Annotated in this window: 14 protein-coding genes and 1 pseudogene; 8 read left to right on the top strand and 7 right to left on the bottom strand. The window is 62.8% G+C overall.

Annotation, left to right across the window (positions count from 1 at the left end; genetic code table 11):
- Positions 1–6 precede the first annotated feature (6 nt).
- Complete coding sequence (nrdR, locus tag A7Q26_RS02270) at positions 7–468, top strand: transcriptional regulator NrdR (RefSeq protein ID WP_066855933.1); 462 nt, start codon at positions 7–9, stop codon at positions 466–468.
- A 14-nt stretch (positions 469–482) separates the two neighbouring features.
- Positions 483–1190 (top strand): annotated as a pseudogene (locus A7Q26_RS02275) (RNA methyltransferase); the annotation flags it as partial.
- A 6-nt stretch (positions 1191–1196) separates the two neighbouring features.
- Here the strand turns inward: A7Q26_RS02275 and A7Q26_RS02280 are convergent.
- Positions 1197–1958, bottom strand: coding sequence for a competence/damage-inducible protein A (locus A7Q26_RS02280; RefSeq protein WP_066856279.1), 762 nt, complete (start codon positions 1956–1958; stop codon positions 1197–1199).
- A gap of 79 nt (positions 1959–2037) precedes the next feature.
- Here A7Q26_RS02280 and map point away from each other — a divergent pair, with 79 nt between their 5' ends.
- The 4 genes from map to A7Q26_RS02300 all read left to right on the top strand — a co-directional run bounded on the left by map (position 2038) and on the right by A7Q26_RS02300 (position 6106).
- Positions 2038–2868, top strand: coding sequence for a type I methionyl aminopeptidase (gene map / locus A7Q26_RS02285; protein WP_066855939.1), 831 nt, complete (start codon positions 2038–2040; stop codon positions 2866–2868).
- A gap of 241 nt (positions 2869–3109) precedes the next feature.
- Positions 3110–3448: a P-II family nitrogen regulator gene (locus A7Q26_RS02290; protein WP_006953025.1), complete on the top strand. Its 339-nt coding sequence runs from the start codon at positions 3110–3112 to the stop codon at positions 3446–3448.
- A 91-nt stretch (positions 3449–3539) separates the two neighbouring features.
- Positions 3540–4952, top strand: coding sequence for a type I glutamate--ammonia ligase (gene glnA / locus A7Q26_RS02295; RefSeq protein WP_066855942.1), 1413 nt, complete (start codon positions 3540–3542; stop codon positions 4950–4952).
- Between the two features lie 146 nt (positions 4953–5098).
- Positions 5099–6106 carry an NAD(P)H-dependent flavin oxidoreductase gene (locus A7Q26_RS02300; RefSeq protein ID WP_066855945.1) on the top strand — a complete coding sequence of 336 codons (1008 nt, stop codon included), beginning with the start codon at positions 5099–5101 and terminating at the stop codon, positions 6104–6106.
- 82 nt (positions 6107–6188) lie between these two features.
- On the opposite strand, the gene A7Q26_RS02305 is transcribed toward A7Q26_RS02300, so the two are convergent.
- The gene (locus tag A7Q26_RS02305) at positions 6189–6836 is read right to left on the bottom strand and encodes a histidine phosphotransferase family protein (protein WP_066855948.1); all 648 of its coding nucleotides are present in this window, start codon (positions 6834–6836) and stop codon (positions 6189–6191) included.
- A gap of 98 nt (positions 6837–6934) precedes the next feature.
- Entirely contained in the window at positions 6935–7336 is a 402-nt protein-coding gene (locus A7Q26_RS02310; RefSeq protein ID WP_066855951.1) for a Mov34/MPN/PAD-1 family protein, read from the bottom strand.
- Positions 7337–7353: 17 nt separating this feature from the next.
- Between A7Q26_RS02310 and A7Q26_RS02315 the strand changes: the two genes are divergently transcribed.
- Entirely contained in the window at positions 7354–8307 is a 954-nt protein-coding gene (locus A7Q26_RS02315; protein WP_066855954.1) for an RluA family pseudouridine synthase, read from the top strand.
- Between the two features lie 77 nt (positions 8308–8384).
- On the top strand, positions 8385–9296 hold the full coding sequence (gene rpoH, locus A7Q26_RS02320; protein WP_066855957.1) for an RNA polymerase sigma factor RpoH: 912 nt from the start codon (positions 8385–8387) through the stop codon (positions 9294–9296).
- 87 nt (positions 9297–9383) lie between these two features.
- Here rpoH and A7Q26_RS02325 read toward each other — a convergent pair whose 3' ends face one another.
- From A7Q26_RS02325 to A7Q26_RS02340, 4 genes are all read right to left on the bottom strand, one after another.
- Positions 9384–10121: a peptidase gene (locus tag A7Q26_RS02325; protein ID WP_066855960.1), complete on the bottom strand. Its 738-nt coding sequence runs from the start codon at positions 10119–10121 to the stop codon at positions 9384–9386.
- 70 nt (positions 10122–10191) lie between these two features.
- On the bottom strand, positions 10192–11064 hold the full coding sequence (locus A7Q26_RS02330) for a transglutaminase family protein (protein WP_066855963.1): 873 nt from the start codon (positions 11062–11064) through the stop codon (positions 10192–10194).
- A gap of 22 nt (positions 11065–11086) precedes the next feature.
- Positions 11087–12019: an alpha-E domain-containing protein gene (locus A7Q26_RS02335; RefSeq protein ID WP_066855965.1), complete on the bottom strand. Its 933-nt coding sequence runs from the start codon at positions 12017–12019 to the stop codon at positions 11087–11089.
- Positions 12020–12152: 133 nt separating this feature from the next.
- A complete protein-coding gene (locus tag A7Q26_RS02340; RefSeq protein ID WP_066855968.1) occupies positions 12153–13562 on the bottom strand; it encodes a circularly permuted type 2 ATP-grasp protein in 1410 nt (469 codons plus the stop codon).
- Positions 13563–13713: the final 151 nt, after the last annotated feature.

Below are 13713 nucleotides of genomic sequence, written 5' to 3' on the forward strand. Positions count from 1 at the left end.
GCCCGCTTGCGCTGCCCCTTTTGCGCCCATGAAGACAGTCAGGTGAAGGACAGCCGGCCGACGGAGGATGGTGCCGCCATCCGCCGTCGCCGCCAGTGCGAAGCCTGCGGGGCGCGCTTCACCACATTCGAGCGTATCCAGTTGCGTGACATCTGGGTCGTGAAGAGCGAGGGGCGCAAGGAAGCCTTCGACCGCGACAAGCTGGCCCGATCGATCGGCATCGCCTGCCGCAAGCGGCCGATTGATCCCAGCCGCATCGAAAAGCTGATCTCCGGCATCCAGCGCCAGCTGGAAACCAGCGGCGATGGCGAGGTCCCCGCCCGCGCCATCGGCGAAATGGTGATGGAGGGGCTGAAGCGCCTCGACAGCGTAGCCTATATCCGCTTCGCCAGCGTCTACAAGGACTTCACCGACGCGCGGGATTTCGAGGAATTTGCAGGAACCGTGAAGGAAGTCGGGCGGGAGTGAACGCTATGAACAAGCCCCCCGTGATCGTCCTAGTCCGCCCGCAACTGGGCGAGAATATCGGCAAGGCCGCGCGCGCGATGCTGAATTTCGGTTTGACCGAGATGCGGCTCGTTTCCCCCCGCGACGGCTGGCCCAATCCCGACGCCGGCCCGGCCGCTGCGGGGGCCGATGTGGTGCTGGACGGCGCCCAGGTCCATGCGACGCTGGCCGACGCCGTGGCGGACTGCGCCCATGTCTATGCCACCACCGTGCGCAAGCGCGGCGTCACCAAGCCAGTGGTCACACCCGAAGAGGCCGCGCGTGAGATTCATGCGGCGCAAGGCCGCAGCGCCTTCGTCTTCGGACCCGAACGATCGGGCCTGGAAACCGACGATGTCGCGCTCGCGCGCAAGATCCTGACCGTGCCGATCAATCCGGAGTTCGGTTCGCTCAACCTCGCCCAGGCGGTAATCCTGTGCGCCTATGAATGGTCGAAACAGGCCCAGTTGGAACAGCCCACCGTCACCGACCTGCTCGAACCGGCACCGCAGGTGGAACTGGAGGGCATGATCGTCCAGTTCGAGACGCTGCTGGACAATGCCGGCTATTTCTTCCCGCCCGACCGCGCGCCCGCGACCAAAAGGACGTTGCGCAACCTGCTGACCAAGCCGGGCTGGAACCATCTGGAGGTGCGTACCCTGCGTGGCGTGCTGTCAGCGCTCGCAACGCCGCGAACGCGCTGACAGACCTCAGATCCCACCCGGATAGACTGTCCAGCCGCCCTGTTCCAGCGCTGCGGAAAGCGCCGCGACGCAGGCGTCGAGCGTGACCTGGCTGGTCGAACGCACCACGAAATTCGCTCCGGTGCGCCCTTCTCGGAAAAAGGGGTAGCTACCGATCTGGCAGCCTTCATGCGCGCGCTCGGTGGCGGCGAGCAGATCTGCGATCTCGCTTTCCGCAACCCAGCAGCCGATCGTCGCCGACAGCAGGGGCAATCCGCCCTCCAGCGTGCCGGTCAGGCTCTCCAGCATCCCCGCAGTGATATGGGGCACGCCCGCCATGATGAAGATATTGCCGTAGCGGATGCCCGGCGCCCCTGACATTCGATTCTCGATCAGGCTGGCTCCCGCGGGCACCCGCGCCATGCGCAACCGCGCTTCGGTCAGCCCGCCACGCGTCGCATAATAGGCCGACAGGACCGACCTTGCGCCCTCATGGACTTCCACCTCCACGCCCAGCGCCGCCGCGATCGCATCGACGGTGATGTCGTCATGAGTCGGCCCGATGCCGCCGGTGGTGAAGAGATAGTCGTTCCGTGCCCGTAACGCGTTCACCGCTTCGACGATCGCCCCCTCGTCATCGGCCACGACCCGCACCTCGCGCAGCCGGATGCCCTGGACATTCAGCCAGGTCGCGATCTGCGACACATTCTTGTCCTGTGTGCGGCCTGAGAGAATCTCGTCGCCGATCACGATCAGCGCTGCGGTCCATGTGCGGGTCGGATCGGCCATGCAGGGTCCATAGCCCGTGGCGCCGCTCATGCCTAGCGTCCCTCTCGCATTATGCCCGCCAAGCGCCTATAATCGCATCATGACCGAATATATGACGATGACGGCGGATGCGCCGATCTCCCGCTCGACCGCAATCAAGCTGTATGACGAATCCGGTTTCGCCGGGATGCGCAAGGCCGGGCGCCTCGCCGCCGAAATCCTCGATGCGCTGGCGCCTCATGTGGTGCCCGGCGTGACCACTGGCGAACTGGACGACATCGTCCGCCGCATGACGCTCGAGGGCGGCGGCGTGCCCGCCACGCTGGGCTATCGGGGCTATACCCACAGCTGCTGCATCAGCCTCAACAATGTCATCTGCCACGGCATTCCGGGCGATTATAGACTCAGGGATGGTGACATCCTCAACATCGACGTGACGCCGCAGGTCGATGGCTGGCATGGCGACACCAGCCGCATGTACATCGCCGGCGAAGCCTCGATCAAGGCGCGCCGGCTGGTTGAAGTCACCTATGAATGCCTGATGCTGGGCATTGAGCAGGCGAAGCCCGGCAATCATCTGGGCGACATCGGCCATGCCGTACAGCGCCACGCGGAAAAGCACCGCTATGGCGTCGTCCGCGATTTCTGCGGTCATGGCCTGGGCCGCGTCTTCCACGACAGCCCGGAGGTCGTCCATATCGGCCGCCCCGGGACTGGCCCCGAGCTGAAGCCCGGCATGTTCTTCACCATCGAACCGATGATCAACATCGGCAAGCCCGGCGTGAAGATGCTGGACGATGGCTGGACGGCGGTGACGCGCGACCGCACGCTTTCCGCCCAGTTCGAACATAGCATCGGAATCACCGAAACCGGCTGTGAGATCTTCACCAAAAGCCCGGCAGGCCTCGACTGCCCACCCTATGGCGCCTGAGCCTCAAAACGCTGCCCAAAAAACAGGCAATTGGACATGAAATTGCCCGGATTCCGGGCAATATGGACAAAGATTGCTGCATCGCCGAAAGCAGTCCTAGCGATTCGCCATTTGGCACGGTAATTGATTGCCAAGAGAGACGACGCGTGCCTTTCGGGGGGCATGGAGATCGTCGCTTGAGGATGAACTACGCGGGCGATCGCCCGCTTGGCAGCGTGCGTCATGGGTTGGGACTAGAGTGATGAAGAAGATCGAAGCGATCATCAAACCGTTCAAGCTGGATGAGGTGAAGGAAGCGCTGCACGAAGTCGGCGTTTCTGGCATCACCGTCACCGAAGCCAAGGGTTTCGGTCGGCAGAAAGGTCATACCGAGCTGTATCGCGGCGCCGAATATGTCGTCGACTTCCTGCCCAAGGTGAAGCTGGAGGTCGTCGTGGACGACAGCCTCGCCGACCGCGTGGTCGAAGCCATCTGCGCCGCGGCACAGACCGGCCGCATCGGCGATGGCAAGATCTTCATTTCCAACGTCGAGGGCGCGGTACGCATCCGCACCGGAGAGCGCGACAGCGACGCCATCTGATCCGTTTTCTCCTGTCGTCCGTCGATCGGCAGGCATTTTGGCATCCACAACCCCTTCGGGGGGGGTATTTCTGAAAGAAGGGCAATAGCACATGGCCAACACGCCAAAAGACATCCTGAAGATGATCGAGGAAAAGGAGATCGAGTGGGTCGATGTCCGCTTCACCGATCCCAAGGGCAAGTGGCAGCACCTGACCATGGTTTCCAGCGTGCTTGGCGAAGATGAGCTGACCCAGGGCCTGATGTTCGACGGTTCGTCGATCGAAGGTTGGAAGGCGATCAACGAATCGGACATGATCCTCAAGCCCGACCTCGACGCCGTTTACGTCGATCCGTTCAGCGCCACCCCGATGCTGATCATCTTCTGCGACATTGTCGAACCCGACACCGGCGAACTTTACAGCCGCGACCCGCGCTCCTGCGCGAAGCGCGCCGAGGCCTTCGTCAAGTCGGCCGGTTTTGGCGACACCATCTACGTCGGTCCGGAAGCCGAATTCTTCATGTTCGACGATGTGCGCTTCGAGAATGACTATTCGCAGAGCTACTTCAAGATCGACGACATCGAACTGCCGACCAACACCGGCAAGGAATATGAAGGCGGCAACCTGGGCCACCGCCCGCGCGCCAAGGGCGGCTATTTCCCCGTCGCTCCGGTCGATCCCTGCACCGACATCCGCGCCGAAATGGTTTCGACCATGCTCGAAATGGGCCTGCCCTGCGACAAGCATCACCATGAAGTCGCCGCTGCCCAGCACGAACTGGGCCTGACCTTCGGCACGCTGGTCCAGACCGCCGACCGTATGCAGATCTACAAATATGTCGTGCAGATGGTTGCCCAGGCCTATGGCAAGACCGCGACCTTCATGCCGAAGCCGATCGCGCAGGACAATGGTTCGGGCATGCACACCCACATGTCGATCTGGGAAGGCGGCAAGCCGCTCTTCGCCGGTGACGGCTATGCCGGTCTGTCGGACACCTGCCTCTACTTCATCGGGGGCGTCATCAAGCACGCCAAGGCACTGAACGCCTTCACCAACCCGACCACCAACAGCTACAAGCGCCTGGTGCCGGGCTTCGAAGCCCCCGTTCTGCTGGCATATTCGGCGCGCAACCGCTCGGCTTCCTGCCGTATTCCCTACGGCGCGGGCGCCAAGGCGAAGCGCGTGGAATTCCGCTTCCCGGACGCGATGGCCAACCCCTATCTGTGCTACGCCGCCCTGCTGATGGCGGGCCTGGACGGCATCGAGAACAAGATCCATCCGGGCGCCGCGATGGACAAGAATCTCTACGACCTGCCGCCCGAAGAGCTGAGCCAGGTGCCGACCGTCTGCGGTTCGCTGCGTGAAGCCCTGAACAGCCTCGAAGCCGACTATGAGTTCCTGCTGAAGGGCGACGTCTTCACCAAGGATCAGATCGATGCCTATATCGAACTGAAGTGGCCCGAAGTGTATCGCTGGGAAATGGCGCCTTCGCCGGTCGAATTCGACATGTATTACAGCGCCTGAACCCTTTCTCGGGAGCTGTGGAAGAGGCCCGGTCGCGCAAGCGGCCGGGCCTTTTTCCATGGAGAGGCGATTGCGGCGGCAGGCGGCACGTTCCACATTGACGCCATGAACCCGCTCGACTCGCTCGGCCTTTCATCCAGGCGCCGATGGCGGGTGTTTCGACGCCCGCCATGGCCGCCGCAGTCAGCAACGCCGGCGGCCTCGGTTCCATCGCCGTAGGCGCGGTCGATGCGGCGACTGCACGCGAGATGATCGCCGCAGTCCGCGATCGCACGGACCGCCCTTTCAACGTCAACCTTTTCGTACATTCTCCGGCACGGTCCCGACCGGATATTGAAGCGCAGTGGCTGGTCGCGCTCGAACCGCTCTTCGGCCAGTTCGGCGGCAACTCGCCGGCATCATTGCGTGAAATATATCGCAGCTTCGCGGAGGACGACGCGATGCTCGCCATGCTAACCGCAACCCGCCCCGCCGTCGTCAGCTTCCATTTCGGCCTGCCTCAGCCGTGGCGGATCGCGACACTCAAGGCCGCCGGCTGCATCCTGCTCGCCAGCGTCACCAGCCTGGCCGAAGCGCTTGCGGCGCGCGCCGCAGGGGTGGACATGCTGGTCGCGCAGGGATTCGAAGCTGGCGGCCACCGCGGCACCTTCGATCCCGATGCGCCGGACGACCGGCTGGGCGTCATGGCGCTCACTCGGCTGCTGGTCGAGCAGGCGGGATTACCGGTCATTGCAGCGGGCGGCATCATGGACGGACGGGGCGTATGTGCGGCGCTCGATCTCGGCGCAGTTGCGGCGCAGCTCGGCACGGCGTTCATCGGCTGCCCGGAAAGCAGCGCCGATGCCGCCTATCGGGCCGCACTGTTCAGCCCCACCGCACATACGGTCATGACGCGCGCCATTTCCGGCCGCCCCGCCCGCTGCCTGGCCAACCGCTTCACCCGCTGGGGTGCCGACACCGCACGACCTCCACCCGATTATCCCATCGCCTATGATGCAGGAAAGGCGCTCAACCAATTGGCGAGGACGCATGGCGAAAGCGGTTATGGCGCGCATTGGGCCGGACAGGGGGTATCACTCGCTCGCGCACTTCCCGCAGCGCAGGTGGTCGCCACGATCGGAGTCGAGATGGAGCAGGCGTCAGCAGGTCATTGACAGGTCAGTCTTACGACGGGTGTCGCGGCAACGACAGCGCTCGGCTCTTCCGACCGCGCGACAGACGCGCCATCCCACAGGATCAGCCCGGGATCGACGCCCCGAACAACAGCACGGGCTCACCCGGCGGCGACAGGACGATGTCGCCCCCCGCGCTCGCCACTAGCTGCCGGACCATCCAGGCGGCCGCCGTGCGCGACGCCAGCCCCTCGATCGGCAAGGTGCCCGCCAGCGCGGCACGCAGGTCCGGGTCCAGCACGACCTTCGGCCCTTCGGCCCGAACGACGATCTCGGTCACGCCCGGCCGACATTCGACGCCGATGTCCAGCTGGCCGCCGCGCACCAGCGCGTCGCCCGCGATCAGCGCCAGGTTCAGCAATATCTTGGCGGGCAGCTTGCCGAGCATCTGTTCCTCGACGATCCAGCCGACCTTCACCCGACCCGCGCCTGCGAACATGCCCTCGATAGCGACGCGCGCTTCATGCGGCGGCACCGCATCGCCGAAGCCACCCGCCGAGCCGAAAGCCAGGCGGAAGAATTTCAGCTTGTTCGCCGACGTCCGCGCACTGTCACCCAGCAGTTCCAGGCAACGCTCGCGCATTTCCGGGTCATTCTCGTCCGCCATCAGTTCAAGCCCATTATTGAGCGCGCCGACTGGGCTCAGCAGGTCATGGCACAGGCGCGAACAGAGCAGGCTGGCAAATTCGATGCTGTCGGTCGGATTGTTCATGCGGATGGGATCGCCGAATTAAAGGGGGAAAAGGAAGGCTGTATCCGGCTAATGCGCCCCCGCGCCCCCCGATGCAAGCCCGGCTCGCCGCCTTTCGATCACCTTATGTCGAGCATCACCTCTACAAATTGAACATTAACTATCGTACCCGGCCGAGCCCGCCAGAGTCGGGCCTTTTCACTGCCCAGGATCAGCCAGAGGCTGCCGTCCGGCGACGCGCAGGCGACATCGGTCACCGAAGGAATGGCGACACCCGAAGGGTGCGAATGATAATGGCCGACGATGGCAGGACCACCTGTCCGGGCCGACCGATGCGCTGCGATCAATATAGCCGGGTCAAGTTCGAAATGCCGCGCCGGGTCGGGTGCCACATTGGCCGCCGGCTGGAACCCCTCTATCGTTCCCGCCCGACCGAGCAGCAAGCCGCAGACCTCATCCCGGCTCGACCTGCCCAGGGCCACGATTTGTTCCAGCAGCCCCCTTGATATCGCAACCATCATTCCTACATCCCTACCCCATGGTTCCGGGGGATTCCATCATCGAAGCGGCTATCGGCGATGCCCAGCACGGGCTGCGCCTGGATCGTGCGCTCGCGGACCTGCTTCCCGATCTCTCGCGAGAACGGCTCAAGACTCTGATTGGCGAAGGACAGGTGCACGGCCCCCAGGCGGTGAAGATCAGCGCATCGACCAAGGTCGTCGCCGGACAGTTCTTCACCATTACCCTGCCGCCGCCGACGCCGCTCGATACGGTGGCGCAGGCTATCCCGCTGGTGATCGTCCATGAGGATGCCGATCTGATCGTGGTGGATAAGCCTGCCGGCCTCGTCGTCCATCCCGCCGCCGGCAATCTGGACGGAACGCTGGTCAACGCCCTGCTCCATCATTGCGCCGGCCGGCTCTCCGGCATCGGGGGCGTGGCGCGCCCTGGCATAGTTCATCGCATCGACAAGGATACTTCCGGCCTGCTGGTCGTCGCAAAGACCGACAGGGCGCATGAAGGACTGGCCCGCCAATTCAAGGACCACAGTATCGACAGGCTCTATGCCGCCATCGTCTACGGTGTTCCGACGCCGGGCAGTGGCACGGTCGACAGTTGGATCGGCCGATCCGACGCCGATCGAAAGAAGATGGCGGTTCATCGGGAAGGGCGCGGCAAACACGCCGTCACCCATTATCGTACTATAATGCGTCTAAGGGGCGCGACGATGGTGGAATGCAGGCTGGAAACCGGCCGCACCCATCAGGTTCGCGTTCACATGGCGCATCTTGGGCACCCCTTGATCGGCGACCCCGTTTACGGTAGAGAAAGAAAAGGTTTCAAATCAATACTGGAAACGCTGGGTTTCAAAAGGCAGGCATTGCACGCCAAAACACTGGGGTTCATACATCCGGTAACGGACAAGCCCCTTCTGTTTCAAAGTGTGTTGCCAGCCGACATGCAGGAACTGTTAAGCGAGCTTCACGTATAGGATTTGACAAGTTTTGCGACGGCGCCTGTGACGCCTCTTCTGGGTCCCGCCGCGCAATGAAAGGGAAAGGTGAAGACATGGCCAAGAGCAATGTCCCCGCGGTTCCGGCGCTGGGCGGTGAAGCCAGCCTCAACCGCTATCTGTCGGAAATTCGCAAGTTTCCGCTGCTCACCCCTGAGCAGGAATATATGCTGGCGAAGCGTTATGAAGAGCATCAGGATCCTGAGGCCGCGGCGCAGCTCGTGACGTCGCACCTGCGCCTGGTCGCCAAGATTGCCATGGGCTATCGCGGCTACGGCCTGCCGGTCAGCGAACTCATCAGCGAAGGCAATATCGGCCTGATGCAGGGCGTAAAGAAGTTCGAGGCCGATCGCGGCTTCCGCCTGGCGACCTATGCCATGTGGTGGATTCGTGCGTCGATCCAGGAATTCATCCTGCGGTCGTGGAGCCTCGTGAAGATGGGCACCACCGCTGCGCAGAAGAAGCTTTTCTTCAACCTGCGCCGGATGAAGAACAATATCGAGGCGTTCGAGGATGGCGACCTGCGCCCCGAGGACGTTACCAAGATCGCGACCGACCTGGGCGTTACCGAGGAAGACGTGATCTCGATGAACCGGCGCATGGCGATGGGCGGCGACACGTCGCTGAACGTGCCCATGCGCGAGGATGGCGAGGGACAGTGGCAGGACTGGCTGGCCGACTCCGATCCGTTGCAGGATGAACGAGTCGCCGACGAGCAGGAGCGTGTGATGCGCCATGATATGCTGGTCGAGGCGATGGACGACCTCAATGATCGCGAGAAGCACATCCTTGCCGAACGCCGCCTCGCCGAGGAACCCAAGACGCTGGAGGAACTCTCCCAGGTCTATGGTGTCAGCCGCGAGCGCGTTCGTCAGATCGAGGTCCGCGCGTTCGAGAAGCTGCAAAAGGCGATGATGCGCATTGCGGGCGGTCGGCTGGAAAAGATGGCCCGACTCGCCACGGCCTGATCGGAGCAAAGGAAAAAGCAAAAAGCCCCGGAGCATTCCGGGGCTTTTTGCTTTTGAGAGGAGATAAGCGGCTACTCGCGGCTCAACTCAGTCGAGAACGTTCGGCAGATCCTCAAATCCCTTGCGCAATGCCGCACTCCAGCTCTGGGAAATCATCGCGAATTCCTCATTGTCCGCTTCGATGCGCGTGCGAACGCGAAAGTCGAACTTGTCGCGCTCGATCACCGTCAGGTCGAGCGGCATCCCGACAGACAGGTTGGAGCGCAAGGTCGAATCCATCGACACCAGCACCGCCTTGGTCGCATCCTCCAGCGTCGTCTCCCGCTTGATGATGCGATCCAGGATCGGCTTGCCATATTTATGCTCACCGATCTGGAAGAAGGGCGTATCTTCGGTCGCCTCGATGAAATTGCCGGCCGAATAGATCAGGTAAAGGCGTGGCTTTCCGCCCTTGCGCTGGCCAGCGACCATGATCGAGGCGCTGGAGCCGGAGCCGCCCATCTCGATATTCTCCCGATAGCGTTGCTGCATCTTCTGCATAGCCTCGCCCACGATCTGGGCCACGCGGTGCATCGAGTCGCAATTGCAGATGGTTTCGACATCCGGGTCTAGACGGGATTCCTTGATCGCCTTGCTCAGCACCGCCTTCACCCCCTGGGTGATGGACAGATTGCCCGAACACATCAGCGTGATCGCGCGCTCACCAGGGACATGATAGGTGAAGCTCTTTCGGAAGCGCGCGATATTGTCCATACCCGCATTGGTGCGGGTATCGGACAGCATGACCAGTCCCTGGTCCACACGCACGGCCACACAATAAGTCACGGCCCCCCGGCCTCCTGCAATCTGTCTGTCGCGATCGATGAATATTGCATCCGACTCGCGATCGCTTGTTTCAACCCGTCGAGTCGGGTGGCGGGGTGCTTTGCTGCTGTTGCTTCTGCAACTGCCGTTCCTCGACTCCGTCCTCCGCCTGCGCGATCCGGACATCGGCGTCAATCCATATATCGCCCGCCACCGTGACCGAGCCACGGATCGGCGCGGCCTCGTCCGCATCCAGGCCGCTTGCCACGCGCACATAACGTTCGGTTACACAGACGCGGTTCGATGGATCGAAACCGATCCAGCCGAGCGCTGGAACAAAGGCTTCCGCCCAGCCATGGGTCTCATGCAGCAAGTCTCCATCCCCGGCAAGCAGGTAGCCCGAGACATAGCGGGCGGGGATGCCAATCGAACGCGCCGCCGATATGAATATCTGGGCATGATCCTGACACACGCCGGCACCCAGCGCGAAGGCTTCGGCGGCAGTCGTCTCGGACGTGGTGACACCGGCGCGATACTGCACCGCATCGCTGACTGCGGCCGACAAGGCATGGAGCGTCGCAAGCGGCCCATCTTCCTTCGGCACGTCGCGCGCCATCGCCACGATCCCCTCGGACGCACGAGTTAGGCGCGTATCGCGAAGGAAATAGCGCGAATCGACGCGACTGCGCAGATGCCCAACGACGCCATGGCTTTCGCGCGTCTCCACCAGCCCCTCCGCCACGATCACCGCATTGTCGAGCCGATCATGGCGGATCCAGATCGCTTCCTTCTCGCCATAGCTGTTGGGGCGGAAGCCGGTCAGCGGCTGGTCATTCACGCTGACCTGCCATTCCAGCACTTTCTGCGTCGGCGTATCGACCGGCATCAGCTTCAGCCGCATGGCCACCCGCCCCGCCGACGAAGCATAGCGATAGATCGTCTGGTGGCGGACGAGCAGCTTCATGGCCCGACTTCCCCTTCCCTCCTCAGCCGAAATGATAGGTCTGGGCGATCTCGGCGCCCAGTCGATTGGTCATCATCAAGCCGTTCTGCACAGTTTCGTGCAGGCCGCGCCGGAAAATCTCTCCGCTGTCCTGGCTTTCCAGACCCGCGACCAGTTCCTGCACCGTGTCATGGCAGGCCCCGCGCGCATCGTGCCAGCCGGCGAGACGATTGAGCCGATAGGCGAGCTGGTCATAGCAATAGGCGACGCTGCGCGGGAACAGGCGGTTTAGCATCAGGAAGTCGGTGATCTGCCAAGGCGTATAAGTCCCGCCATAGACATGGTGATAGGCGCGCGCGCCAGACAGGGCGTACAGTACCGACGTCCATTGATAATGGTCGCGATTTCCGCCGATCACTTCGGTTTCGGGCAACAGCACATAATATTTGACGTCGAGCAGGCGCAGCGTCATCTGCGCCCGCTCCAGCGCGGAACCGGTGCGCAGGAAATCATGCCCTTCGTTGCGGAGCTGGCCGGAATGGGCGGCGCCGCGGAAGGTCATGACGCGGGTCTTGACCCAGTCGATCAGTGCCGGGAGCTGCTGCCGCGCTTCACTGACATCATAGCTGTCCAGCTTTCGCCAGCCTTCATTCAATGCCTCCCACATATCCTGGGTCAGCATCGTCCGCGCCGACTTGGCGTTGGCCCGCGCCTTCAGGAGGCAGGAGCGGATCGAGCTGGGGTTGTCTGCGTCGAGCATCAGGAACGATACCGCGTCGCTCTCCGTCACGATCGCGCCCTCCGGGAATTGATGTCCCGATCCCGTCGCGCGCACCACCGATCGCCATTCGTCACGATGATGCGCGCCCGGCAATATCGCCATGCGCTGTCCCATGGTCAGCAGCCGCGCTGTGGCTTCGGCGCGCTCCATGTAGCGCGCCATCCAGAACAGATTTTCGGCGGTCCGGCTCAGCATGGGATTGCCTCGATTTCCGTCATCCCTGCGGCGGGAGGGACAGATGTCCCGCTCCTTCCGCCTGGCGCAATGGCGGGAGATGGGTTCCCGCCAGCGCGGGAATGACGATGAAAGGGGTGAGAGAGCGCGCGCATCAATCCTGCAACACCCAGGTATCCTTGACTCCGCCACCCTGGCTGGAATTGACCACCAGCGACCCTTCGGTCAGGGCAACGCGGGTCAGGCCGCCCGGAACCAGGCGGATCTGCTTGCCCACCAGGCAATAGGGACGGAAATCGGCGTGGCGACCGACCACGGCCGCCGGCCCCAGCGTCGGCACGGTCGACAGGTCCAACGTCGGCTGGGCGATGAACTCGCCGGGATTGGCCTTGATCCGCGCGGCATAGGCGGCAACTTCGTCCTTGGTCGATTTGGGGCCGATCAACATCCCGTAACCGCCCGATCCATGGACTTCCTTGGCCACCAGTTCGTGGAGATTTTCCAGCACATAGGCCAGTTCGTCTGGCTTGCCGCACTGCCAGGTCTGGATGTTGTCGAGGATCGGCTTTTCGCCCAGATAGAAGCGGATCATCTCGGGCACATAGATATAGACCGCCTTGTCGTCGGCGATGCCCGATCCGGGCGCCGACGCGAGCGTCACACCGCCATTGCGATAGACGTTGAAAATGCCGGGCACGCCCAGCAGGCTGTCGGGCCGAAAGACGAGCGGATCGATATATTCATCGTCGATGCGGCGATAAATGACGTCGACCGCCTTGGGCCCAAGCGTGGTCTTCATCCACACCCGGTCATCGTCGACGAACAGGTCGGCCGGCTCGACCAGTTCGACGCCCATCAGGTCGGCAAGGAAACTATGCTCATAATAGGCGCTGTTGAGCGAGCCGGGCGTAAGGACCACGACCACCGGGTCGCCCTTGCACGCAGGCGGCGCGACCTCCTTGAGGCTTTTCAGCAATTCGGCGGGATAGTCGTCGACCGGCGCCACCACCCCCTGCGCGAACAGTTCGGGGAACATGCGCGTCATGATCTCGCGATTTTCCAGCATGTAGGAGACGCCGGAGGGCGTGCGGCAATTATCCTCCAGAACCTCGAAACTGCCGGGGCCAGTGCGGACGATGTCGATGCCCACGATATGGCTGTACACCTTCCCCGGTGGCGAGAAGTCCGCCATTTCGGCGAGATAGGCGCTGTTCTTGTAGATGATGTCGGCCGGCATGATGCCGGCCTTCACGATCTCGCCCCGATGATAGACGTCATGCAGGAAAGCGTTGAGCGCCCGCGCCCGCTGCCGGATGCCCTTGTCGAGGATGCGCCATTCCTGCGCGGTGAAGATGCGGGGCAGGAGGTCGAAGGGAATGAGCCGTTCGGGATCGCCGCCCTCGCCATAGACGGCGAAGGTAATGCCGATGCGGCGGAAGATCGCCTCGGCCTCATCCATGCGGCGATTGAGCCCGGCGATGCCCGTTCGTTCCACCCACTTCTGCACTTCGTCGTAACAGGGGCGTATCGAACCATCGGGTTCAAACATTTCATGGAAGGGCAAGTTGTCGATCCTCCCTCGGCCGGACGGCCGGTTGTGCATTGCAATATTAGTGCGCCGCCCCGTGGCGATTGCAAGCCAAAAATGTCGGGATGGAAAAAGCTTTACCGCAGCTTTGCCATGTTGGCGGAAAAGCGCGCGCCCCTTCGTTTCT

This window comes from Sphingobium sp. TCM1 (assembly GCF_001650725.1).
Lineage (GTDB): Bacteria > Pseudomonadota > Alphaproteobacteria > Sphingomonadales > Sphingomonadaceae > Sphingobium.

Coding starts and splice junctions, on each gene's coding strand:
- A7Q26_RS02280 (WP_066856279.1), bottom strand. CDS start 1,958: ATGGCCGATCCGACCCGCACATGGACCGCAGCGCTGATCGTGATCGGC.
- map (WP_066855939.1), top strand. CDS start 2,038: ATGACCGAATATATGACGATGACGGCGGATGCGCCGATCTCCCGCTCG.
- A7Q26_RS02290 (WP_006953025.1), top strand. CDS start 3,110: ATGAAGAAGATCGAAGCGATCATCAAACCGTTCAAGCTGGATGAGGTG.
- glnA (WP_066855942.1), top strand. CDS start 3,540: ATGGCCAACACGCCAAAAGACATCCTGAAGATGATCGAGGAAAAGGAG.
- A7Q26_RS02300 (WP_066855945.1), top strand. CDS start 5,099: ATGGCGGGTGTTTCGACGCCCGCCATGGCCGCCGCAGTCAGCAACGCC.
- A7Q26_RS02305 (WP_066855948.1), bottom strand. CDS start 6,836: ATGAACAATCCGACCGACAGCATCGAATTTGCCAGCCTGCTCTGTTCG.
- A7Q26_RS02310 (WP_066855951.1), bottom strand. CDS start 7,336: ATGATGGTTGCGATATCAAGGGGGCTGCTGGAACAAATCGTGGCCCTG.
- A7Q26_RS02315 (WP_066855954.1), top strand. CDS start 7,354: ATGGTTCCGGGGGATTCCATCATCGAAGCGGCTATCGGCGATGCCCAG.
- rpoH (WP_066855957.1), top strand. CDS start 8,385: ATGGCCAAGAGCAATGTCCCCGCGGTTCCGGCGCTGGGCGGTGAAGCC.
- A7Q26_RS02330 (WP_066855963.1), bottom strand. CDS start 11,064: ATGAAGCTGCTCGTCCGCCACCAGACGATCTATCGCTATGCTTCGTCG.
- A7Q26_RS02335 (WP_066855965.1), bottom strand. CDS start 12,019: ATGCTGAGCCGGACCGCCGAAAATCTGTTCTGGATGGCGCGCTACATG.